Genomic DNA, 24,746 nt, shown 5'->3' with positions numbered 1-24,746 from the left:
CTTTCGTTTTATTTAGTTAGTTTATTTTCGAGCATCTTGATAAAATATCCGCCTACTACGGAGCGTGCCTGGAAGCCTTTCTGTGTCGGGGTATCCGTAAATACCCAGTCGGACATCGGCACACGGTCTGTCGTTTCGTTCATAAACAGATATACGGGGTCAATGAATTTCCCAAAAGTGGATTTATCATTGGCCAATGTAGCTGTCCACATAATCCAGTCTGTTTTGGTATATGTTTCACGGTTATCCAGTGGAAGACCGTATTTGTCTTGCTTGGTCAGATAGTAGGCAATTTCCGTTTCAGCCACACTTTCCGGGAAGATTTGCAGTTTTATTAATTTATCCCATACCAAATTATATTTCTGGCTCCAGGTTCCCGGCTTGTCAAATGTCAGACGATAATGGTCACCGTCATGAGCCATTTTCATCCATTCGGCAGCCATTTCCTTCGCTTTCCGGGTATATTTGTCCGCAATATCCTTCTTGCCCAGTTGCTCCGCCAGGTAACCGTAAGAAGCAATCCCTAGGATAGCTTTGATAGAAAGATTGGCATTGTGGGCAAAGTGTCCGGCAAAGTCATCGGTACAAAGCTGATTTTCGGGATCCAGGCCGTACCCTACCAGGTAGTCCGCCCATGTCGTCAGAGTTTCCCAATGCTTCCGTGCATAGTCGGCATTTCCTTCAACTGCCGCAATAGCTGCCGTCAGAAGCAACATATTACCGGACTCTTCCACAGGCATATCACCGCCATAAGTCTGCCCGTTGGCCAATGGATATGTACCCACGTCATGGGCTGCAAAAGGTTTCGTCCATTTGCCGCTTTCACTGTAATAGAAGATATGATTCATCATAGCTTTTACCAGCTCCGGGTTATAAAGCAGAAAGAGAGGTGCGGAAGGATATGTGATATCCACTGTTCCGATGGAGCCATTACTGAAATTTTCTTTGGAAAGGAAAAGCAGGTCACCATTCGGCGCTTCCACCAGTTTGTGGGCTGCAATAGCCTGGCGGTAAGCCAATGCACAAAGTTCGGCATATTTACGTCCGCCGGCAGCGGTAGCCTCATCCATCATTTTCCGGTCGAAAACAGCACAATTTTTCATTTGTGCCTCATATTCTTTCTCCGCTTTCCGGAATTGGGAAATAATTGTCTCGTTATCCTGACGGTTCCAGTAAGGGCGCAGGTTCTCACCAAAATATTGGATAGAATAAATGTCATCATATCCTATCAGCAGATGCCCCTCGCTCTTTTTCGTTTCACCCAGTGAACGTACCAGAGCCAGCTTATCATACCCTTCCGTAGACGGGGCTTCCAACTTATTTTCAATAAAGCTTTTACGCAACTTCTTGCCATCACCAATGGCATACATACTGTTTTCTTTTTCAGCAGCCAGGTAGAAACGTCCCCAGTCGATACGTACATCATCACCTTTCTTCTCCAAAATGTCCTGAATACGGTTTCCAGTACATAAGAACAATAAGCCATCCTCAGTAAGGCTATCGGCAACCGACTTCTGATGAGGAGTATCAAGCGCCCACTGTGGAGAAGCTTCGAAATACAGTTCAACTTGATGTTTTCGCCCATCATTTGAGACGACCTCGTAAGAGATATAATTGACCGGACGCGACAACAGATCCAGATTGTCCATAAACAAAGGCGCGGTAAAGGTCACTTTCAAGTCTACCGGGCCACAAATAAATGAATAATACGTCTGCATGGGTTGTACATCAACAGAAGTTTGTTCCGCCGTCTGATGGAAATAGCGGTAATCATCCAGTTCTACCAGCAAGCCGAAATCCAGCAAACCGTTCCCTACGCGGTTGTGGCAGTAAGCGGCAATCATATTCTCTCCCGGTTTTAAGGATGCGACCGCTTCTTCCGACAGTTTTACCTGTACATGCTTCTTACAGGCATTTCCCGTATCAACTACTTTAATACCGTTGATATAGATAATCACATCATCATCGTGAGAATACTCCAGATATACATTTTTACCTGATAAGTCTTCAGGAATATCAATGATCCTGCGCACCCAGATAAATTCTTCTCCCCATTGGGTTTTGGCGGTATGTTCATTCTCCATAGTACCGAAAGCGGCTTCGCCTTCTTTCCATGCTTTGTCGTTGAATTCGGGATTCTGCCATCCGTCAGCAGGTTTCCGGGTAGTATATTTGCCTGTCCAGTTACCTTGCTCCGAGGTTTTCGCCAAAGGCCGAAGTTCCAGTTCTTCCGTTCCCATGAAACGGTAAGTCTGACCGTCGACTTTGGCTACGCCAACCAAAGGAAAGTCTTTGCCGGTCCAGTGTTTTACGGAACCATCATACAGATTATCTGTAAAAGCCCAGGCACTGGTATAAGGGTCAATTGTCACTAGCGGATAAGCCGGAGCCCGCAAATCATTCTTTTCGCGCTGTGTCACCTGGGAGTCACAACTGCAAAGTACAGTTGTCGCACCCAGCAACAGCGTCATTAGTTGTTGCTTCATATATCTATTCCATTTAAAGTCTACGCCGCAAAATTGGGAAATCTTCAATAATTTGAAGATTAATTATTAACCAATAAATAACAAAAACTAACCAGAATCATTACGATTCTGAACATTTCACTGTTTTTGCGGGTAGCTTATCATATAGAATTGCTATGAGAATGTCACTTATAAGGGCTTAATACAGTCATCTATTATCGGTTGAGCCAAGGCTCCGGATTCAGTTTTTCTTTTTCCCGCCGTAACTGGAAATGCAATACCGTCCGTCCATTGTCCGTTCCGTCGGAAAAGACTTGTCCGATACTCTGTTTGGTCTTGACCGTATCACCGGACTTTACAGAAGCGGAAGAAAGATTGCAATAAACGGAAATATAGTTACCGTGACGGATCAGCACATTAAATAATCCGTTTAGCTGGAATACAGCCGCCACTTTACCATCGAAGATGGCACGTGCCTGCGCACCCGGTTTTCCCTGAATGTCTATTCCCTTATTATCCAGCTTCACATTGCGCAAACCCTCTACTGCATATTGTCCGTAATGGCTGGTGATGATATAAGCGCCGGATATAGGCATGGGAAGTTTTCCGCGGTTGGCGGCAAAATTACCGGACAGTTCCCGGTCTGCCTTACTCATCGTAAAAGTTTCCAGAGGTTTCGAGCTCGTTTTTGCTGCTGCCCCCGTTCCCGTTCCAGTAGATTGTGCTTCTTTCCCTTCCGCCTTCTTACGTGCAGCCGCTTCACGACGGGCTTCTTCCTGAGCGCGCTTGCGGGCGCGTTCTATTTCTTCGGCAATGAGCTTGTCGATACGGGCGTTCAGTTGGTTCGCCTCTCTTCGCTTCTTATTAATCTCACTTTGCAAGCCTTTCTGTTTCTTTTGCAGGTTAGCGACCAAGGTACGTTTTTCTTTTTCCTGCTCTTCCAGTTTCACCTTTTCGCCTTCACGCTCTTTCAGCAGACTCTCCTTGGCAGCTTTCACTTGCTGGCGTTCTGCTTTTTTCTTGCGTATCTGCTCCTGCTTCTTCAGGATTTCCTCTCCTTGCAAACGTTGGTAAGTGGCATATTCACGTACATAGCGCATACGTCGGTATGTCTGCCCCAGATTCTTGGCCGAGAAGATGAACATTAATTTTTCCTCTATTGATTTATTCTTATACAGGTATTGGACAGAGGCTTCATATTTCTTCTTCTTGTCTTTCAAATCCTTCTCCAGTGCCCGCAACTGGCGTTCCAAGGAGTTCAATTCACGTTCAATGGCATCCACATCATTGTTTATAGCCAGAATATAGCGTTTCCGCTCTTCAATCTGTCCGGTCAATGCAGCCAGGCTATTTAATTGGCTGCCTACGTCTTTCTTTGTATCCTTCAATATAGATTCCGACTCGGCAATCTGCTTTTGCAGGGCACCGCGCTTACTTTCCAAGTCACGAATCAATTTATTCGACTGAGCAGAGAGCGGAACTGCCAACCACAGGCAACTGATAAGAATAACAAAGAAGCGTTTCATCATAACAAAGCCGTCAGCATTTTTACTAATTGTTCCAAAGGAACTTGCCTGTATTTAGCAGTAAGCTCCGTAGGAGTCATGGAGAATTCTTTCGTGGAAAACTCATAAAGTTGCACTTTTGCTTTTTCCAGTGAAGGGATGCCTACATCTTTTCCCGTCAGTTCTGTTTTTCCACCAGGCAGGGATGCATCCATCAATATTTTTTCCAACCGGGAAAACTCCGCGTTCTTCGGTAACATACCTTTCAATTCTTCTTTAGTCGCACGGACAAATCTCCTGTTCATCCGGTCTACCAGCAACACCTCGTCAGGGGTAATCTCAATACGCGCCACTTCCGTGCGCAAGATAGGCATCAATAAAGAGACTTGTACCCGTTCATGGGTTTTCATCTTCATTGTTCCTCCTACGGACATGCTTCCCCCTTTTTTATTGGGAATGGTCAGTTGAAGTTTGGAAGTCAGATAACTGGATACGGGAGCCTTTGTTTCTGAAGTCGCCAAATGCTTTGAGCTCTTACAACCAACCAATACGACTACAACCAACAATAGATATACAAACCTTTTCATTCTGCAATATATTTCTTCTTTTCTATTTTCTGTTTCAATGTTTTCGACTCACTACCCATTTCCAACGCCTGTTTCCAGTATTTCAGCGCACCTTCGACATCACCGGTCATGAAATAAATATCCCCGCAATGCTCCACAATCACATCACTTTTCTCTCCGTCACTCTTCATCGCATTATCAATATAAATACGCGCCTCGGCATAATTTCCTTTTTCAAAGAGAATCCAGGCATAAGTATCGAGATAAGTCGAATTATTAGGTTCAGCCTTTACGGTCTTATAACTCATTTCTTCCGCCTTATCCAAATCACGTCGTTCTACTGACAGGTAATAAGCATAATTATTCAATGCGCCGATATTGGAAGGATTGTACACCAAAGCCGAATCATAGGCGGCATAAGCTTCCGACATCTGTTTCTTAGTATGATAAATGTCACCCATTATCGAATAGAAATCCGAAATAACTTCTTTCCGCGTATCGGGTGTAATATGTTCCAGCGCCCTGCCGCAAACACTTAATACACTATCCGTTTGTTCCGCCTGATGATAGGCAATAGCCAGGTAATAATAAAGGGGCAAAGCATCTGGAGTGGCTTCGATTCCCGGCTCACAGACTTTTATAATTTGTTTGTAATCCTCTTTTTTCACGGCAGCATCGACCAGCATCAAGCGGGCAACCTTGTTAGTCGGGTCTAAATCGACCACTTGTTCTAAGACCGGGACAGCTTCCTGCTCCATATTCTTCGACAGCAGATACTGCGCATAAAGCATCGGAACTTGCGGGTCATCCTGGTCCTGCTTCATCATCCGGTCAAACAAAGCAATCACTTGGGTACTGTCTTTAGCCGCCGACTGTTCGTTTTCCACAATTATCTGACGCATGACATTGATTTTCGTATCAGGAGTCACCTTCTTATTCAGCAACAGTGTATCCAGTTGCTGTTGATACAACTCTTTTTGCCCGGTCTGTTCATAATAAGACGCCATCGAGAAAAGAGCCATCGGATTGTCCGGCTCTACCGCCAACACTTTCTGATATGCTTCGTAGGCTTCCTCTTTCTTGCCATTCTGAAGATAAACATCCCCCAAAATCACCTGATACCGCATATCCATCGGATATTCCTGTACCAAGCTCTCGATTTCCTGAAATGCTTTCTTATCATCCTTCATCTGGAAATAAATACGGAATTTCTCCATAGACAACTGTTCGTTCTTGCCCAAACGCTTCTCCAAACGGTTCAGTGTCGAAATTACCTCATTATACTTCTCCTGACGGCCGTAAATATCAAGCAGGCTGAACAATGGGTCTTGTTTTGCCGGGAAGCGAGTGACCATCTTCTCAAGCAAAACGACCGCTTTATCCAGTTCATTCTGCTGCTGATATAAATTAACCAATCCCTGACTATACCAGAAATTGTCGGGAGCATAAGCTACCGCTTTCTCCAAAGCTGCCTGACCTTGCGGTACCTGGCGGAGAAACATATAATACTGGGAAACCTCGTAAAGCGCAGATGAAGCACTCGGGTTAATATCCAGACAATGCTGCAACAAGCCAAAAGCTGCATCATATTCTTTCTTTTCCTTCATCCGCATGGCTTCCAGAAAGAAGTAGTCATACTTACGCTGTTGTTCGGCAGTCACCTGTATCTGTGGAAGGAAAGAAACTCCCTCACCTGTCGCGGATTTCGCCGTACGTCCTGTACGTGTCGTTCCACATGAGGCCAGTATCCAAACTGCGACCAGCAGCCATCCTATTTTTATCTTCATTTTATTTTCTTGATTTAAGCATTCATCATACTCCGGTATGACCGAAGCCACCGGCTCCCCGTTCTGTTTCATCCAGAACTTCCACTTCCTGCCATGTTGGTTGCTCATGCTTTGCTATCACCATTTGGGCAATACGTTCACCATCTTCAATCACAAAAGTTTCAGATGAAAGATTGACTAAGATAATACAGATTTCTCCCCGATAATCCGCGTCGATTGTTCCCGGTGAATTGAGTACGGAAATTCCTTTCTTGATGGCCAATCCGCTACGGGGACGAATTTGTGCTTCAAATCCCTTCGGAAGAGCAATATATAATCCTGTCGGTACCAGGCAGCGTTGTAGTGGTTCCAGTGTGATAGGTTCGGAAAGATTAGCACGGATATCCATTCCTGCAGATAATTCGGTGGCGTAAGCCGGAAGCGGATGCTTCGATTTATTGATAACTTGAATATTCATAAATGCATGTTTACTATTTAACGGGCGAAAATACACATTTTGAACTGAAAAATAGTTAAGTTTGCAGTTAAATAATGTACCGGCAACCAATTTGCGGACGGTAAACACTGAAATTACAAATAAAATGATGAATTGGAATCAATTAATATCAGCTAAACGTTTCGGAATGGAAGAGTTCCACGAAGAACGCCAGGAAAATCGCTCGGAATTTCAACGGGATTATGACCGCCTTATCTTTTCCGCGCCTTTTCGCAGGTTACAGAACAAAACACAGGTATTTCCCCTGCCGGGTAGCGTCTTTGTACACAACCGGCTCACACATAGTCTCGAAGTGGCTAGCGTAGGCCGTTCTTTAGGCGACGATGTCGCCAAAGCTATCCTGGAACGTCAACCTGAACTTGAGGACTCTTTCCTGCCGGAGATTGGTTCAATCGTATCCGCCGCTTGTCTGGCGCACGATTTGGGGAACCCACCCTTCGGACATTCCGGAGAACGGGCTATATCCACCTTCTTCTCCGAAGGAAAAGGGCTGCGCCTGAAAGAAAAACAACCCAATGGAGATCAAATTTCTGCGATGGAATGGGAAGATTTGACACATTTCGAAGGAAATGCAAATGCATTCCGTCTCTTGACTCATCGGTTTGAGGGACGTCGGAACGGTGGATTTGTCCTGACATATACTACATTGGCTTCTATCGTAAAATATCCCTTTTCATCGAGCCTTGCCGGAACAAAGTCCAAATTCGGTTTCTTCGTCAGCGAAGAAGACAGTTTCCGGAAAATAGCAACAGAGTTGGGATTGACTTTACTGAACGAACATCCCTTAAAATATGCCCGTCACCCCTTAGTCTATCTGGTCGAAGCCGCAGATGATATTTGTTATCAGATGATGGACATTGAAGATGCCCATAAACTGAAGATTCTCACTACGGAAGAGACGAAAGAACTATTAATGTCTTATTTTGATGACAAGCGGCAGGGACATATCCGGAATACTTTTCAGATTGTCAATGATACAAACGAGCAAATCGCCTATCTGCGCTCTTCCGTAATCGGATTATTGATTCGTGAATGTACCCGCATATTCCTGGAACATGAACAAGAAATATTATCAGGCACTTTCGAAGGGGCACTTATCAAACACATCGCCGAACGTCCGGCAGAAGCATACCGACACTGTGCCCAGGTATCTTTAAAGAAGATTTACCGCTCACGGGACGTACTGGACATCGAACTGGCCGGCTTCCGTGTCATCAGCACGCTGCTCGAATTAATGGTGGATGCCGTAACCTCACCCGAAAAGGCTTACTCCAAGCTTCTGATTGACCGTGTATCCAGCCAGTATAATATACAAGCGCCTGCACTCTATGAAAGAATACAGGCGGTACTTGATTATATTTCGGGAATGACCGATGTCTTTGCCCTCGATTTATATCGCAAAATTAACGGCAACAGTCTGCCTGCGGTGTAACCACTTTAGGAGTAAACGCTTCATCATCCTCACAAGGCATTTTCAGCGCATCCGGATGGCTTTCTATAAACGTCTGGATGTGCCGGATCCGTTTATCTTCCAGGATTTCATCCACAGCAATCAGGATTCCGGTTTCTTCCACATCACCGAATTCATAGTTGATAGCCGTTCCGAACATCCGCATGGTAGGACTCAGGCTCATATAAGCATTCACCAACGGCGGAATGTTATAGCCCAATTTGCGAATCTCACAATTCAATATTTTATAATCTTCCTTAAAGGTATCTTTGCAGAATAAAGCACGAAGTTCCTCTTCTGAAGTCTCCGGTATCAACGGGTCCAACGGGGTGACAAGCGTATCCTTATCATAGAAGTGTTTTTTGAGGAAATAAAGAATCATATCACGACCGCGGCGATGGTAACTGGGATACATGGTCACTTTTCCAAAGAAATATTTCACGTTCGGCATTACGACCGTCAATGCGCCCAATCCGTCCCACAGATTATCCAAGGCAAACAATCCTTTGCTTCCGGCACGGGTAGACTGATATTCAAGCGTAACGAACGAACGTCCCAGCTCAATCGTCTGTGGCAAATACTCTTTGATAAAAGGGTCTGAAAAATGAAACATGTGGGAAGTAGCCAGAATCGGAGCCCCTTTTTCATCAAAACAAACATCCGTTCCAAGCAAATACCGATAACCGCCCAAGATTTCTTCCGCTTCCGGATTCCACACAATCAGTTGTTTGTATGGATGCTCCATTGTGTCGTATTCGTCTATATCCATCGACATGCCCGTTCCACCACCAGCAGCACGGAAAGCAATTTCACGCAAACGACCAATCTCTTTCATCACGTTGGGAGCATTCTGGTGAGTAATAATATAAATCTGATTATTACTCTTATTCGTCATTCGTAAGCGCCTGTCTTCCGTCAACTCGGCTTTCAGCAGTTCCTTGCTTATCGGTTTGATAATCTCTTCCATATTTCTTGTTATAGTTGTTCTATCAGTTACAGTTTATATACAATATCCTTTACGTATTCGGCCCATTGAGCCGGAGTTTTCGATTTATCGAACGTCTGCCAGGGTATTGGCTTGCCAAAAGTGACAGTAAAAGTTTTGTGGCGGTTCTTAAACATTTCATCCGCAAGATACAACATAGCGATGTTAAACTTAATACCCAGTGTCTTACAGACATTTGCCAGATTGTAGAAGAAATCAGAATTTCTGCCCCCAAAATGTACAGGTATCACATCACGTTCTGCTTGTATGCTTTTCACAACAAATGTTTTTTTCCATTCCAAGTCACGGATTACTCCGTTCTGACGGCGCGAACATAACCCGGCAGGAAACATGATAAGCTGGTCGTCAGACTTAAATCCGGCTTCCACCATTCTTGGGAAATCTTTCGCCTGTTTACCGGTTTTATTGATAGGGATACAAAGCGGAGCCAATCCGCGCAGGTTCATCAGCAAGTCATTCACCAGGTATTTCACTTTTCCGTCATAATGACGTCCCAGCACATAACCGAGTGCGACACCATCCTGCCCCCCTAACGGATGATTGGAAACAAAGGTGTACAAACCGTCTTTGGGAAGGTTCTCGATACCCTTCACATCTACTTTTGCATCCAGAAAATCCATACATGCCTCCAGGAAGTCCACCCCTAATTTATCTTTCGACTCATTCAAAAACACATTAAGCTCATCCTGATGAACAATTTTCTTCAGATAAGAAACCACAAACTTAGGGATGTACTTATATTGCTTCGGAGCTTTCGTCCGAAGTATCTTATCGACATCGATTAAAAATAAAGAGTCATCAGTCATTCTTTTCAAATAAAAATGATGCCACAAAATTAACGGTTCTTTTTTATTAATTGCAATAAATCAGTAGAAAATGCAGGATTTAAGTTCAGAAGGCGAAAAAATACCACCTAAAAACTATCAAATAACACCTAAAAACTATCCGCGGATAGTTTTCGGGTGAAATTTAGTCGGATTCTCCCCCGTCAGGTTTTCAAAAATCCCGTAAACTTGTAACATCGAAATTAACGAACGAATATTCACAATTTAAAAGCAACGCATATGAAAAGTTTAAGCTTCAGAAAAGATTTAGTAGGAGTACAAGATGAGTTACTTCGCTTCGCTTATAAACTGACAACCGACCGCGAAGAAGCAAATGACTTGTTGCAGGAAACATCATTGAAAGCATTGGATAATGAAGACAAATACATGCCCGATACGAATTTTAAAGGATGGATGTACACCATCATGCGCAATATATTCATCAACAACTACCGTAAAGTGGTTCGCGACCAGACTTTTATTGACCAAACCGACAACTTATATCATCTGAACCTGCCGCAAGATGCAAGTTCGGAGAGTACAGAAAGAGCGTACGACCTGAAAGAGATGCACCGGGTGGTGAACAAACTCCCCAAAGAATACAGGATTCCGTTTGCCATGCACGTTTCAGGATTCAAATATCGTGAGATTGCGGAAAAGCTGAATCTCCCGCTAGGTACAGTGAAAAGCCGCATTTTCTTCACACGCCAGAAATTGCAGGAAGAATTGAAAGACTTCCGCTAAGCCGACCTTAACTATATAACTTTTGATTCCAGATTAAATATTTAAATGTAATTTTTTAGTTGTGTCAATGATTCAAAGGCAGAAGAGTTCAATACCTTCTGCCTTTTTTTTCATTAGCATAAACAGTTTGTCTGACACCCGGGTGTCAGGCATAACAACACCCGGGTATCAAGCATGCTGAGACCCGGGTGTCAGCACCTATAAGACCCGGGTGTCAGACAAGCCATCCTTGCATAAGAAATAAATCGGGTATGCAGCGCAACAAAAAACGGTTATAGACAAATAAAAGTTATTTTGACTACCATCCTTCCTGATTCCCCACGAATAAGGGCTTTGAAAAGCCCATTCATTTTCAAGCAAATAACCATTTAACAATCGGTTGAAAACTTATCTAAAAGTTTTCCATGGAAAATTGTGGGGAATTGTGGGGAATTTCATACTTTTACGGTCTCTTATTATAATAAGGTAATGATACGTTTTTTAGGTAATATTGAAGCCAAGGCGGACACCAAAGGAAGGGTGTTCATACCCGCCATCTTCAGGAAGCAATTGCAAGCTGCTTCTGAGGAGAGGCTCATTATGCGTAAAGACGTGTTTCAGGACTGTCTGACTCTGTACCCCGAGAGCGTGTGGAACGAGGAGTTGAACGAGCTTCGAAGCAGGCTCAACAAATGGAACAGCAAGCATCAACTCATTTTCAGGCAGTTTGTGAGCGACGTTGAGGTGGTGACACCCGACAATAACGGTCGCATATTAATCCCGAAACGATATTTGCAGATTTGCAGCATCCACGGGGATATACGCTTTATCGGCATCGACAATAAAATAGAGATTTGGTCGAAGGAGCGGGCAGAACAGCCGTTTATGTCACCCGAAGAGTTCGGAGCGGCATTAGAAGAAATTATGAACGATGAAAATAGACAAGATGGAGAAAGATGAATTGACATATCATGTACCTGTACTGCTAAAGGAAAGCGTTGACGGGATGAATATCCGGCCGGATGGAACGTATGTAGACGTTACTTTCGGGGGGGCGGGACATTCACGCGAGATTCTTTCACGGCTCGGCGAGGGCGGACGGCTCCTGGGATTCGACCAGGACGAGGATGCCGAACGGAACATTGTCAACGACCCCCATTTTATCTTTGTACGCAGCAATTTCCGCTACCTCTACAATTTCCTACGTTATCACGACATCGAACAGGTGGATGCAATCCTGGCCGACCTCGGCGTATCTTCCCACCACTTCGATGACAGCGAACGCGGTTTCTCTTTCCGTTTCGACGGAGATTTGGATATGCGTATGAACAAACGTGCGGGACTTACGGCGGCAGACATCGTGAACACTTACGAAGAAGAGCGTCTTGCAAACGTTCTCTATCTGTATGGAGAGCTAAAAAACAGCCGTAAGCTGGCTTCTGTCATCGTCAAAGCCAGGAGCGGACAGACTATCCGCACTATCGGAGAGTTCCTGGAAATCATCAAACCGCTTTTCGGCCGCGAACGGGAAAAGAAAGAGCTTGCAAAAGTATTCCAGGCACTAAGAATTGAAGTAAACCAGGAGATGGAAGCTCTGAAGGAGATGCTATTGGCCGCAACCGAAGCGTTAAAGCCGGGTGGCAGACTGGTAGTTATCACCTATCACTCACTGGAAGACCGCATGGTGAAGAATATCATGAAAACAGGAAACGTGGAAGGTAAAGCCGAAACGGATTTCTTTGGAAATCTACAGACGCCATTCCGCCTCGTCAATAATAAGGTGATTGTGCCCGACCAGGCAGAAATAGAAAGGAATCCACGGTCGAGAAGCGCTAAATTACGTATTGCAGAAAAGAAATAAGAAAAAATGGAAGAAGAAGTAGTAAACAAGAAAGCAGAAGAGGGCAAGAAGAAAAAACGTACCTCACTGAAAAGTATTCTGGGTGGAGACATTCTGGCTACCGACTTTTTCCGTCGTCAGACGAAGTTGCTGGTACTGATTATGGTATTCATCATCTTCTATATCCACAACCGCTATGCCAGTCAGCAACAGCAGATTGAGATAGACAAGTTGAAGCAAGAACTGATAGATATTAAATATGATGCGCTGACACGCAGTTCGGAACTGATGGAAAAGAGCCGCCAGTCACGCATTGAAGATTATATCTCGAGTAAGGAAAGTGATTTGCAGACATCCACAAATCCCCCTTACCTTATTAAATAAGTGGAGAGTTGAGAATTGAGAGTTGAGAGTTTTTAAAAGACAAATACTGTGGCAGTTAATAAAAAGAATATAATGACCCGTTACTTCTTCGTCCTTCTTTTGATGGCGTTGATAGGCGTGGCAATTGTCGTAAAGGCAGGCATCACCATGTTTGCCGAACGTCAATACTGGCAGGACGTAGCCGACCGTTTCGTAAAAGAAAACGTGACAGTGAAACCCAACCGCGGAAACATTATATCTTCCGACGGCAAACTAATGGCCAGTTCTCTACCCGAATACAGGATATATATGGACTTTATGTCCGGTGAAAAGGATGAAAAACGCAGAAAGAAGGACCAGGCACGCCGGGACTCCATCCTTACTGCCAACATGGATTCAATCTGCATCGGACTGAACAAAATATTTCCGGATAAGAGCGTGGCTCAATTCAAGGCGCACTTGAAAAAAGGACGCCAGGCTAAGAGCCGTAATTATCTGATTTATCCGAAACGTATCTCTTATATACAATATAAAGAGGTAAAAAGATTGCCTGTTTTCTGCCTGAACCGCTACAAAGGGGGATTCAAGGAACTGGCTTATAATCAGCGGAAAAAACCTTTCGGATCATTGGCAGCCCGTACACTGGGCGATGTATATGCCGACACTGCGAAAGGGGCTAGAAATGGTATCGAGCTTGCTTTTGATACAATCCTGAAGGGACGGGACGGATTGACGCACCGCCAAAAGGTGATGAACAAATATCTGAATATCGTAGATGTGCCGCCGGTTGACGGTTGCGACCTCATTTCGACTATTGACGTAGGTATGCAGGATATTTGCGAGAAAGCATTGGTAGACAAACTGAAAGAGCTGAATGCCAGCGTAGGGGTAGTCGTACTGATGGAAGTTGCTACCGGAGAGGTGAAAGCCATCGTTAATATGATGCAGGGCAAAGACGGCGAGTATTACGAAATGCGTAATAATGCCATCAGTGACATGCTCGAGCCGGGGTCAACTTTCAAGACAGCCTCTATCATGGTAGCCCTTGAAGACGGGAAAATCACCCCCGATTATGTAGTGGATACCGGCAACGGACAAATGCCGATGCACGGCCGTGTGATGAAAGACCACAACTGGCATCGCGGGGGATACGGAAAATTAACGGTTACCGAGATTTTGGGAGTTTCTTCCAATGTCGGTACATCTTATATTATAGACCATTTCTACGGCAGCAATCCGCAGAAGTTCATTGACGGATTGAGACGAATGAGTATCGACCAGCCGCTTCACCTGCAAATTGCGGGAGAAGGTAAGCCGAATATTCGTGGCCCGAAAGAAAGAAGTTATTTCTCCAAAACGGCACTCCCGTGGATGAGTATCGGTTATGAAACGCAAGTTCCGCCGATAAATATTCTCACGTTCTACAATGGAATAGCGAACAATGGCGTTACAGTACGTCCGAAGTTCGTAAAGGCTGCGGTGAAAGACGGAGAAATAGTGAAAGAATATCCGACAGAGGTTATCAATCCGAAGATTTGTTCGGACAAGACTTTGGCACAAATCCGTGAGATACTGCGTAAAGTAGTAGGCGAAGGGTTGGCCAAGCCTGCGGGAAGCAAGCAGTTCCATGTTTCAGGCAAAACGGGAACGGCACAGATTTCACAGGGAGCCGCCGGATATAAAACGGGAAGGACGAACTATCTTGTAAGTTTCTGCGGGTATTTCCCGTCGGAAGCGCCTAAATATAGTATGATTGTTTCCATTCAGAAACCGGGTTTGCCGGCGTCGGGTGGTTTGATGGCAGGTAGCGTATTCAGCAAGATTGCCGAAAGGGTGTATGCCAAAGACCTGCGTTTGCCGCTTGCGAATGCGGTTGATACGAACTCCGTAGTCATTCCGAACGTAAAGGCCGGAGAAATGAGGGAAGCGCAACGGGTATTGGAAGAGTTGAATATTCAGGTACAAGGCAAGATAGCCGACACAGGAAAGGAAGTGTGGGGAAATACCCATTCGGCACCTCAGGCGGTGGTTCTTGAAAGCCGGAGCAATATGCAGAATTTCGTGCCGAGTGTCATAGGCATGGGGGCGAAAGATGCCGTGTACCTACTGGAAAGCAAGGGATTAAAAGTCCACCTGGTTGGAGTAGGCAAGGTGAAAAGCCAGTCGATAGCCAACGGAACGATCGTAAAGAAGGGGCAGACGATTACCCTTTCGATGCATTAAAAGTAAAAATGAAGTATTAAAAAAGAGACTATGTTACTAAGCAAGTTACTGAAAGCAATTCAGCCGGAACAGATAGCCGGAAATTCAGACATAGAAATCACCGGAATCAACATTGATTCCCGTTTGGTAGAAACCGGACAATTGTTCATGGCTATGCGCGGCACGCAAGCCGACGGTCATGCCTATATACCTGCTGCCATTAATAAAGGAGCTATCGCTATCCTCTGCGAGGATATGCCGGAAGAACCTGTGGCGGGAATCACTTATATACAAGTAAAGGACAGCGAAGATGCGGTAGGCAAGATTGCCACTACATTCTATGATGACCCGACTTCCAAACTGGAACTGGTCGGCGTCACAGGAACGAATGGCAAGACAACCATTGCTACCTTATTATATGATACTTTCCGCTATTTCGGATATAAGGTGGGGCTTATCTCTACCGTTTGCAACTATATTGACAATGAGCCTATTCCGACAGAGCATACTACGCCCGACCCTATCACACTGAATCGCTTGTTAGGACGAATGGCGGACGAAGGATGCAAATATGCGTTTATGGAAGTTAGCTCTCATTCCATTGCACAGAAGCGTATCAGTGGATTGAAGTTTGCAGGCGGCATCTTCACCAATCTTACACGCGACCATCTTGACTATCATAAAACAGTGGAGAACTATCTGAAAGCTAAGAAAAAGTTCTTTGACGACATGCCGAAGAATGCGTTCAGCCTTACTAATCTCGATGATAAGAATGGATTGGTAATGACGCAGAATACTCGCTCTACGGTTTATACGTATTCATTGAGAAGTCTTAGTGATTTCAAAGGCCGGGTATTGGAATCTCATTTCGAAGGAATGTTGCTTGATTTCAACAATCACGAACTGGCTGTTCAGTTTATCGGTAAGTTCAACGCTTCCAATTTATTGGCTGTGTTCGGAGCGGCGGTTCTGCTGGGTAAGAAGGAAGAAGAAGTACTTGTCGCCCTTAGCACACTTCATCCGGTGGCAGGGCGTTTCGACGCTGTCCGTTCACCGAAGGGTGTTACGGCGATTGTGGATTATGCACATACGCCGGACGCGCTTATCAATGTGCTGAATGCCATACACGGAGTACTCGAAGGAAAAGGAAAGGTTATCACTGTGGTAGGTGCAGGCGGCAACCGTGATAAGGGTAAACGCCCTATCATGGCGAAAGAAGCTGCCAGAGCCAGCGACCGTGTCATCATCACTTCGGATAATCCCCGTTTTGAAGAGCCGCAGGATATTATCAATGATATGCTGGCAGGACTCGACGCCGAGGATATGAAGAAAACACTAAGCATTGCCGACCGTAAGGAAGCAATCCGCACGGCTTGCATGTTGGCAGAAAAAGGAGACGTAATACTCGTTGCCGGAAAAGGACACGAGAATTACCAGGAGATAAAAGGAGTGAAACATCACTTCGACGACAAGGAAGTACTCAAAGAGGTATTCCAATAACGTCGTCTGCATAGTAAATTGTAAATAGTAAATTGTAAAATAGTAAATTTCATCATGCTATATTATCTGTTCGAATGGCTGCATAAGCTCAATTTTCCCGGAGCGGGAATGTTTGGTTACACCTCATTCCGTGCTTTAATGGCTGTTATCCTCGCGCTACTTATTTCAAGTATCTGGGGAGATAAATTTATCAACCTGCTAAAGAGGAAGCAAATCACGGAAACACAGCGTGATGCCAAAATAGACCCGTTCGGAGTCAACAAGATAGGTGTGCCAAGCATGGGTGGTGTTATTATTATTGTAGCCATTCTCATTCCATGTCTGTTACTGGGCAAGCTGAGCAACATATATATGATATTGATGTTGATAACCACCGTATGGCTGGGCTCACTCGGGTTCGCTGACGACTATATCAAAATCTTCAAGAAAGATAAGGAAGGATTGCATGGCAAATTCAAGATTATCGGACAGGTCGGTTTAGGCTTAATCGTCGGACTTACTCTATATTTAAGCCCGGACGTGGTAATCCGCGAGAACATCGAAGTGCATACTCCGGGACAGGAAATGGAAGTGATACATGGAACGAATGACTTGAAATCGACTCAAACCACCATTCCTTTCTTCAAGAGTAACAACCTCGACTATGCCGATTTGGTTTCTTTCATGGGCGAACACGCTCAGGCAGCCGGTTGGGTATTGTTTGTTATTATCACAATCATCGTAGTTGCCGCCGTATCAAACGGCGCCAACCTGAACGACGGCATGGACGGAATGGCCGCGGGAAACTCCGCCATTATCGGTGCCACACTAGGTATATTGGCCTATGTGTCGTCGCACATCGAATTTGCAAGTTATCTGAATATCATGTATATCCCGGGCTCGGAAGAACTGGTAATCTATATCTGTGCCTTTATCGGTGCCATGATTGGCTTCCTGTGGTACAACGCTTACCCGGCGCAAGTATTCATGGGTGACACTGGTAGCCTGACAATCGGCGGTATCATCGCCGTATTTGCCATTATCATCCACAAAGAGTTACTGATACCGATTCTTTGCGGTGTATTCCTCGTAGAAAACCTGTCGGTTATCCTGCAACGGGCTTATTATAAGGCAGGAAAGCGGAAAGGAGTGAAACAACGGCTGTTCAAACGGACACCGATTCACGACCACTTCCGTACTTCTATGAGTCTGATAGAACCGGGCTGCACAGTGAAGTTCACCAAACCCGACCAACTGTTCCACGAATCAAAAATTACCATCCGCTTCTGGATTGTAACTATTGTGTTGGCAGCTATAACAATTATAACGCTAAAAATAAGATAGGATTGAGGCACGGATTACACGGATAACGCGGTTTTAGCTGCGTAATCTCTTAAAACCGTGAAATCCGCGTAATCCGTGCCTAATTAAAATATAGAGAGTATTAACCCGATTATTAACTTTTAAAGGATGTGCACAACTAATAAAGCAATTCAGCATATTGGAAACAAGAGCACATTATTGTAGATGAAAAGAATAGTAATTTTAGGAGCTGGCGAAAGCGGCGCAGGTGCAGCCGTACTCGCCAAAGTCAAAGGATTTGAGACATTTGTTTCGGATATGTCCGCCATCAAGGACAAGTATAAGGAACTTCTTGACAGCCACAACATTGCCTGGGAAGAAGGACACCACACCGAAGAACTCATTCTGAATGCCGACGAGGTCATCAAAAGCCCCGGTATCCCGAATGACGCCCCACTCATCCTTAAACTGAAAGCTCAAGGCACTCCGGTTATATCAGAGATTGAGTTTGCCGGACGCTATACGGATGCCAAAATGATTTGTATCACCGGTTCCAACGGGAAGACGACTACGACTTCCTTGATTTACCATATTTTCAAGAGTGCAGACCTGAATGTAGGTTTGGCAGGCAATATCGGCAAGAGCCTGGCTTTACAGGTAGCCGAAGAACATCATGACTATTATATTATCGAACTGAGTTCTTTCCAGTTGGATAATATGTATAATTTCCGTGCGAACATCGCCGTATTGATGAACATCACTCCCGACCACCTCGACCGTTACGACCACTGTATGCAGAATTATATCGACGCCAAATTCCGCATCACTCAAAATCAAACACCGGACGATGCCTTTATTTTCTGGAATGATGACCCGATTATCAAACACGAGCTCGCAAAGCACGGTCTGAAAGCACACCTGTATCCTTTCGCCGCAGTGAAAGAGGATGGAGCCATCGCCTACGTTGAAGACCATGAAGTGAAAATCAACGAACCGATTGCCTTCAACATGGAACAGGAAGAACTGGCTTTGACAGGACAACATAACTTATACAACTCTCTGGCAGCCGGCATCTCAGCCAACCTGGCAGGTATCGCCAAAGAGAATATCCGCAAAGCCCTCTCCGACTTCAAAGGGGTAGAGCACCGCCTGGAAAAAGTGGCGCGTGTCCGCGGAATTGATTTTATCAACGACTCGAAAGCCACGAACGTCAACTCCTGCTGGTATGCCCTGCAAAGCATGACTACCAAAACGGTCCTGATTCTTGGCGGGAAAGATAAAGGAAACGATTATACGGAAATTGAAGACCTGGTACGTGAGAAATGTTCGGCTCTCGTATATATGGGACTGCACAACGAGAAACTTCACGAGTTCTTCGACCGTCTCGGCCTGCCCGTGGCAGACGTGCAAACCGGAATGAAGGATGCCGTAGAAGCAGCCTACAAACTGGCGAAGAAAGGTGAAACCGTATTATTAAGCCCTTGCTGCGCTTCTTTCGACCTCTTCAAGAGCTACGAAGACCGCGGCGACCAGTTCAAGCAATGCGTGAGAGAACTTTAGATAACGTTTAACGGATAAGTAATTAGAGAGTAACGAAGTGGATTTATTAAAGAACATATTCAAAGGCGACAAGGTAATCTGGATTATCTTCCTCTGTCTCTGCCTCATCTCGATTGTCGAGGTGTTCTCGGCAGCATCGACGCTGACTTACAAAAGCGGCGACCATTGGGGACCGATTACGCAACACTCTATCATTCTTATGGTAGGTGCCGTAGTAGTGGTATTTCTGCACAACGTACCCTACAAATGGTTTCAGGTATTTCCAGTCTTCCTGTACCCGATTTCCCTGGTGCTACTGGCATTCGTCACATTGATGGGTATCATCACAGGCGACCGTGTCAACGGAGCCGCCCGCTGGATGACCTTTATGGGGTTGCAATTTCAGCCTTCGGAACTGGCAAAGATGGCTGTTATTATTGCCGTCTCCTTCATCCTGTCCAAGCGGCAGGACGAATATGGAGCCAATCCGAGCGCCTTTAAATATATCATGATTCTCACCGGACTCGTCTTTCTGCTTATCGCACCGGAGAACCTTTCGACAGCCATGCTGCTATTCGGCGTGGTATGTATGATGATGTTCATCGGACGGGTATCTTCCAAAAAACTGTTCGGAATGTTGGGAATCATGGCACTCCTGGGTGGAGTAGCCGTAGGCATATTAATGGCTATCCCCGCAAAGACACTACATAGCACTCCCGGCCTTCACCGCTTCGAGACTTGGCAAAACCGTGTTTCCGGTTTCTTCGAGAAAGAAGAAGTGCCTGCCGCCAAATTCGATATTGATAAAGACGCACAGATAGCTCATGCCCGTATCGCCATTGCCACCAGCAATGTAGTCGGCAAAGGCCCGGGAAACTCCGTACAACGCGACTTCCTGAGCCAGGCATTCTCCGATTTCATTTTCGCCATTATCATCGAGGAACTAGGGTTGATAGGAGGGATATTCGTTGTATTCTTCTATTTATGCCTGCTGTATCGAGCGGGAAAAATCGCCCAGAAGTGCGAACGCACTTTCCCCGCTTTCCTGGTCATGGGCATTGCGTTATTATTAGTATCGCAAGCGATATTGAATATGATGGTAGCAGTCGGATTATTCCCTGTCACAGGACAACCGCTGCCATTAGTCAGCAAGGGAGGAACAAGTACATTAATCAACTGCGCTTATATCGGTATGATATTAAGTGTAAGCCGATATACCGCTCATCTGGAAGAACAGAAAGAGCATGACGCACAGCTTCAGTTGCAGATAGCAACAGATGCAGCAGCCAATTCCGAAGCACAAACTGCCGCCGAACCGACCGCGCAGATTCTGAACAGCGATGCCAAGTTCGAAGACGAGAACGATATAAACAAGAACAGTTAACGGACGAAGGTGCATCGGAAAGGGTGAACAACGGATAGAAAGAAAGGATTATGATGGAAAAAGAACTTAGAATTATTATTAGCGGTGGGGGCACAGGAGGACATATCTTTCCTGCTGTCTCCATTGCGAACGCTATAATGGAACTGCGTCCCGACGCAAAAATACTCTTTGTAGGGGCAGAAGGACGTATGGAGATGCAACGGGTTCCCGATGCAGGCTATCAGATTATCGGTCTGCCGATAGCCGGCTTCGACCGTAAGCATTTATGGAAAAACGTATCGGTAGTAATCAAACTGATACGCAGCCAGTGGAAAGCCCGGAAAGTTATCAAGAACTTCCGCCCGCAAGTGGCGGTAGGTGTAGGCGGTTACGCCAGTGGGCCGACCTTAAAGACTGCCGGAATGATGGGCGTCCCTACTCTGATACAGGAGCAAAACTCATATGCCGGAGTAACCAATAAACTACTGGCACAGAAAGCAAAAGCTATTTGCGTAGCTTATGATGGAATGGAAAAGTTCTTCCCTGCGGATAAAATCATTATGACAGGCAATCCGGTGCGACAGAATCTGACTAAAGAGATGCCGTCCAAGGAAGACGCATTGCGTTCATTCAATCTGCAACCGAATAAAAAAACAATCCTCATCGTAGGCGGTAGCTTGGGAGCACGCACCATTAACAATACGCTGACAGCCGGACTAACGACTATCAAAGAGAACAGTGACGTGCAGTTCATCTGGCAAACAGGAAAATACTATTATCCGCAAGTGACCGAAGCCGTGAAAGCGGCAGGAGAACTCCCGAACCTGTACGTGACGGATTTCATCAAAGACATGGCAGCCGCTTATGCAGCCGCCGACCTCGTTATCTCCCGTGCAGGAGCAGGGTCAATCTCAGAGTTCTGCCTTTTGCATAAACCGGTCGTCCTGGTGCCTTCGCCCAATGTGGCGGAAGACCATCAGACTAAGAATGCGTTAGCACTGGTAAACAAACAGGCAGCCATCTACGTCAAAGACAGCGAAGCGGAAAGCATTTTGATGGATGTAGCCTTATCCACCGTTAACGACGAGCAGAAACTAAAAGAGCTAAGTGAAAATATCGCCAGGTTAGCCTTACCCGATTCAGCGAGAATCATCGCCCAAGAGGTAATAAAGCTGGCAGAAATAGATAAATAATAATAATTAGGCACGGATTACGCGGATTACACGGTTTAAGAATGATACACGAGAAATTGACAAAAGAAATTATAAATGCTTTTTATGAGGTACATAGCACATTAGGATTCGGATTCCTAGAGCAGGTCTATCAAAATGCACTTTATAAGGAACTCTTAAGAAGAGGACTCTTTTGCCAAACTCAAAAAGAGATGAAAGTATATTATAAAGGTGAAGTTGTTGGAAGGTATATTGCAGATATGATAGTAAATAATGAAATCATTCTTGAATTAAAAGCAGTAACAACTCTTCGTCCAGAACATGAATGGCAATTAGTAAATTATCTAAAAGCAACAGGAATAGAAGTTGGTTTATTACTAAATTTTGGTGTAACAGCAGAGATAAAACGTAAAATACTGACACATCATGAAACCGTGAAATCCGTGTAATCCGTGCCTAAAATAAAAAATAAAAAGAAATGAATATCGAAACAATAAAATCAGTCTACTTCGTTGGTGCCGGCGGCATCGGTATGAGTGCGCTTGTACGTTACTTCCTCTTCAAAGGAAAAGTAGTGGCAGGATACGACCGCACCCCTACTCCATTGACTGAAACACTAATCGCCGAAGGCGCACAAATACATTACGAAGAAAACGTCGGCCTGATTCCGGAAGCCTGTAAGGACAAGGAAAGCACCCTCGTCATATTCACTCCCGCCGTTCCGCAGGAACACGAAGAATTAGTCTATTTCCGCAACAACGGATTCGAAATACAGAAACGCGCCCAGGTATTGGGCACAATTACCCATTCGAGCAAAGGCCTGTGCGTAGCCGGTACTCATGGCAAGACCACCACTTCTATCATGACCGCCCATCTGTTCCACCAGTCACACGTAGAATGTACCGCTTTCCTCGGCGGAATCTCGAAGAACTACGGAACAAACCTGCTGCTTTCCCAGAAAAGCCCCTACACGGTTATCGAAGCCGACGAGTTCGACCGCTCCTTCCACTGGCTGTCGCCATTTATGTCCGTCATCACCTCGACAGACCCCGACCATCTCGACATCTATGGAACAGCGGAAGCCTATCTGGAAAGCTTCGAACATTACACCACCCTTATCCAACCGGGCGGTGCATTGATAATCCGCAAAGGCATCTCCCTGCAACCGAAAGTGCAGCCCGGCGTACGTGTCTACACCTATTCACGTGACGAAGGCGATTTCCACGCAGAGAACATCCGCATCGGCAACGGAGAGATATTCATCGACTTTGTAGCCCCGGACACCCGCATCAATGACATCCAACTGGGAGTCCCGGTAAGCATCAACATTGAGAATGGCGTAGCTGCCATGGCACTGGCGTACCTGAACGGAGTGACTGCCGAGGAGATTAAAAGAGGAATGGCCAGTTTCCGCGGAGTAGACCGCCGGTTCGATTTCAAAATCAAGAACGACCGCATTGTCTTCCTAAGCGACTACGCACACCACCCCTCTGAAATCAAACAGAGCGTACTGTCTATGCGTGAGCTTTACAAAGACAAGAAAATCACAGCCATCTTCCAGCCGCATCTTTACTCCCGTACGCGTGACTTCTATCAGGACTTTGCCGACAGCCTCTCGCTGCTCGATGAAGTAATCCTTGTAGACATCTACCCGGCACGCGAAGCACCGATTCCCGGCGTCACCAGTCAGTTAATCTATGACAATCTACGCCCCGGCATCGAAAAAAGTATGTGCAAAAAGGAAGATATACTGAACATTCTGAAAGATAAAAACATTGAAGTATTAATAACTTTGGGAGCCGGTGACATCGACAACTATGTCCCCGGGATTTGTAAAATCCTCGAAAACCGATAAAGCTTATGGTAAAGAGAATCCTTCTGTCCATCGTCATGCTGATGCTTATAGCCTACCTCGTCGTAGCTATCAGCGCCTTCAACCGCAAGCCTGCAGACCAGACCTGCCGTGACATGGAACTGGTTATCAAGGATACAGCTTACGCCGGCTTCATCACCAAGGACGAATTGAAAGGTATCCTTCAGCATAAAGGTATCTATCCCATCGGGAAAAAGATGGAGCGCATCTCCACCAAGTCGTTGGAACGGGAGTTAAGTAAGCATCCGTTGATTGATGAAGCAGAATGTTACAAGACTCCAAGCGGCAAAGTCTGCGTGGAGGTGACACAGCGTATTCCTATCCTGCGGGTGATGAGTGCCAACGGTGAGAATTACTATCTCGACAACAAAGGAACCGTCATGCCACCGGAGGCAAAATGTGTCGCACACCGGGTAATTGTCACCGGAAACGTAGAAAAGTCGTTTGCAATGAAGGATTTATATAAGTTTGGTGTATTTTTGCATAACAATAAGTTCTGGGATGCCCAGATAGAACAAATTCATGTGCTGTCCGACCGCAGTATCGAATTAGTGCCGCGTGTAGGCGACCACCTTATCTATCTGGGAAAACTGGAAAACTTTGAAAACAAACTGGCACGCCTGAAAGAATTCTATAAGAAAGGACTCAACCAGGTAGGCTGGAACAAGTATTCACGTATCAATCTTGAGTTCAGTAACCAAATTATCTGCACAAAGAGAGAGTGATGAGTAATAGATTATGAGTGATGAGTGACAAGTCTCTCTAAATAGTAAATTGTAAATAATTAAATT

Annotated in this window: 21 protein-coding genes; 14 read left to right on the top strand and 7 right to left on the bottom strand. The window is 45.3% G+C overall.

What is annotated here, in order from left to right; all coding sequences use genetic code 11:
• Positions 1-8 precede the first annotated feature (8 nt).
• The 5 genes from BacF7301_RS06765 to dut all read right to left on the bottom strand — a co-directional run bounded on the left by BacF7301_RS06765 (position 9) and on the right by dut (position 6,780).
• Positions 9-2,486, bottom strand: a complete 2,478-nt coding sequence (locus BacF7301_RS06765) for a glutaminase domain-containing protein (protein ID WP_167961405.1) — start codon at positions 2,484-2,486, stop codon at positions 9-11.
• 194 nt (positions 2,487-2,680) lie between these two features.
• Positions 2,681-3,994, bottom strand: coding sequence for a murein hydrolase activator EnvC family protein (locus BacF7301_RS06760; protein ID WP_167961403.1), 1,314 nt, complete (start codon positions 3,992-3,994; stop codon positions 2,681-2,683).
• Entirely contained in the window at positions 3,991-4,557 is a 567-nt protein-coding gene (gene lolB1, locus BacF7301_RS06755) for a lipoprotein insertase outer membrane protein LolB1 (RefSeq protein WP_167961401.1), read from the bottom strand. Before lolB1 ends, BacF7301_RS06760 begins: the two co-directional genes overlap by 4 nt.
• The gene (locus tag BacF7301_RS06750; RefSeq protein WP_167961399.1) at positions 4,554-6,323 is read right to left on the bottom strand and encodes a tetratricopeptide repeat protein; all 1,770 of its coding nucleotides are present in this window, start codon (positions 6,321-6,323) and stop codon (positions 4,554-4,556) included. The genes lolB1 and BacF7301_RS06750 overlap by 4 nt, the downstream gene beginning before the upstream one ends.
• Positions 6,324-6,348: 25 nt before the next feature.
• On the bottom strand, positions 6,349-6,780 hold the full coding sequence (gene dut / locus BacF7301_RS06745) for a dUTP diphosphatase (protein ID WP_044653486.1): 432 nt from the start codon (positions 6,778-6,780) through the stop codon (positions 6,349-6,351).
• 124 nt (positions 6,781-6,904) lie between these two features.
• On the opposite strand from dut, the gene BacF7301_RS06740 reads away from it, so the two are divergent.
• On the top strand, positions 6,905-8,251 hold the full coding sequence (locus tag BacF7301_RS06740; RefSeq protein WP_209319507.1) for a deoxyguanosinetriphosphate triphosphohydrolase: 1,347 nt from the start codon (positions 6,905-6,907) through the stop codon (positions 8,249-8,251).
• Here BacF7301_RS06740 and glsB read toward each other — a convergent pair.
• Both glsB and glsA read right to left on the bottom strand, forming a co-directional pair.
• Entirely contained in the window at positions 8,223-9,236 is a 1,014-nt protein-coding gene (gene glsB, locus BacF7301_RS06735) for a glycine N(alpha)-acyltransferase GlsB (protein WP_167961397.1), read from the bottom strand. The two genes, BacF7301_RS06740 and glsB, sit on opposite strands and share 29 nt — an antisense overlap.
• A gap of 26 nt (positions 9,237-9,262) precedes the next feature.
• Entirely contained in the window at positions 9,263-10,081 is an 819-nt protein-coding gene (gene glsA, locus BacF7301_RS06730) for a lyso-glycine lipid O-acyltransferase GlsA (RefSeq protein WP_167961395.1), read from the bottom strand.
• A 258-nt stretch (positions 10,082-10,339) separates the two neighbouring features.
• Between glsA and BacF7301_RS06725 the strand changes: the two genes are divergently transcribed.
• The 13 genes from BacF7301_RS06725 (at position 10,340) to BacF7301_RS06665 (ending at position 24,680) form a co-directional block, all read left to right on the top strand.
• Complete coding sequence (locus tag BacF7301_RS06725; RefSeq protein ID WP_167961393.1) at positions 10,340-10,843, top strand: RNA polymerase sigma factor; 504 nt, start codon at positions 10,340-10,342, stop codon at positions 10,841-10,843.
• Positions 10,844-11,311: 468 nt separating this feature from the next.
• Positions 11,312-11,782, top strand: coding sequence for a division/cell wall cluster transcriptional repressor MraZ (gene mraZ / locus BacF7301_RS06720; protein WP_044654523.1), 471 nt, complete (start codon positions 11,312-11,314; stop codon positions 11,780-11,782).
• Complete coding sequence (gene rsmH, locus BacF7301_RS06715) at positions 11,769-12,683, top strand: 16S rRNA (cytosine(1402)-N(4))-methyltransferase RsmH (RefSeq protein WP_044654532.1); 915 nt, start codon at positions 11,769-11,771, stop codon at positions 12,681-12,683. The genes mraZ and rsmH overlap by 14 nt, the downstream gene beginning before the upstream one ends.
• A gap of 6 nt (positions 12,684-12,689) precedes the next feature.
• A complete protein-coding gene (locus BacF7301_RS06710; RefSeq protein ID WP_167961391.1) occupies positions 12,690-13,046 on the top strand; it encodes an FtsL-like putative cell division protein in 357 nt (118 codons plus the stop codon).
• 72 nt (positions 13,047-13,118) lie between these two features.
• Complete coding sequence (locus BacF7301_RS06705; protein ID WP_167967130.1) at positions 13,119-15,248, top strand: PASTA domain-containing penicillin-binding protein; 2,130 nt, start codon at positions 13,119-13,121, stop codon at positions 15,246-15,248.
• Positions 15,249-15,278: 30 nt separating this feature from the next.
• Positions 15,279-16,727, top strand: a complete 1,449-nt coding sequence (locus BacF7301_RS06700; protein WP_167961389.1) for a UDP-N-acetylmuramoyl-L-alanyl-D-glutamate--2,6-diaminopimelate ligase — start codon at positions 15,279-15,281, stop codon at positions 16,725-16,727.
• A 54-nt stretch (positions 16,728-16,781) separates the two neighbouring features.
• Positions 16,782-18,050: a phospho-N-acetylmuramoyl-pentapeptide-transferase gene (gene mraY / locus BacF7301_RS06695; RefSeq protein ID WP_167961388.1), complete on the top strand. Its 1,269-nt coding sequence runs from the start codon at positions 16,782-16,784 to the stop codon at positions 18,048-18,050.
• A gap of 183 nt (positions 18,051-18,233) precedes the next feature.
• A complete protein-coding gene (gene murD / locus BacF7301_RS06690) occupies positions 18,234-19,568 on the top strand; it encodes a UDP-N-acetylmuramoyl-L-alanine--D-glutamate ligase (RefSeq protein WP_167961386.1) in 1,335 nt (444 codons plus the stop codon).
• Between the two features lie 37 nt (positions 19,569-19,605).
• Positions 19,606-20,931, top strand: coding sequence for an FtsW/RodA/SpoVE family cell cycle protein (locus BacF7301_RS06685; RefSeq protein WP_167961384.1), 1,326 nt, complete (start codon positions 19,606-19,608; stop codon positions 20,929-20,931).
• A 53-nt stretch (positions 20,932-20,984) separates the two neighbouring features.
• Positions 20,985-22,103, top strand: coding sequence for an undecaprenyldiphospho-muramoylpentapeptide beta-N-acetylglucosaminyltransferase (gene murG, locus BacF7301_RS06680; protein ID WP_167967129.1), 1,119 nt, complete (start codon positions 20,985-20,987; stop codon positions 22,101-22,103).
• Positions 22,104-22,144: 41 nt separating this feature from the next.
• A complete protein-coding gene (locus tag BacF7301_RS06675; RefSeq protein WP_167961382.1) occupies positions 22,145-22,531 on the top strand; it encodes a GxxExxY protein in 387 nt (128 codons plus the stop codon).
• A gap of 29 nt (positions 22,532-22,560) precedes the next feature.
• Complete coding sequence (locus tag BacF7301_RS06670) at positions 22,561-23,937, top strand: UDP-N-acetylmuramate--L-alanine ligase (protein ID WP_167961381.1); 1,377 nt, start codon at positions 22,561-22,563, stop codon at positions 23,935-23,937.
• 5 nt (positions 23,938-23,942) lie between these two features.
• The gene (locus BacF7301_RS06665; protein ID WP_167961379.1) at positions 23,943-24,680 is read left to right on the top strand and encodes a cell division protein FtsQ/DivIB; all 738 of its coding nucleotides are present in this window, start codon (positions 23,943-23,945) and stop codon (positions 24,678-24,680) included.
• Positions 24,681-24,746: the final 66 nt, after the last annotated feature.

This window comes from Bacteroides faecium (assembly GCF_012113595.1).
In the GTDB taxonomy this organism is placed as follows: domain Bacteria; phylum Bacteroidota; class Bacteroidia; order Bacteroidales; family Bacteroidaceae; genus Bacteroides; species Bacteroides faecium.
The sequence above is the reverse complement of the archived record's forward strand: the minus strand, read 5'-3'. Positions and strand labels throughout refer to the sequence as shown.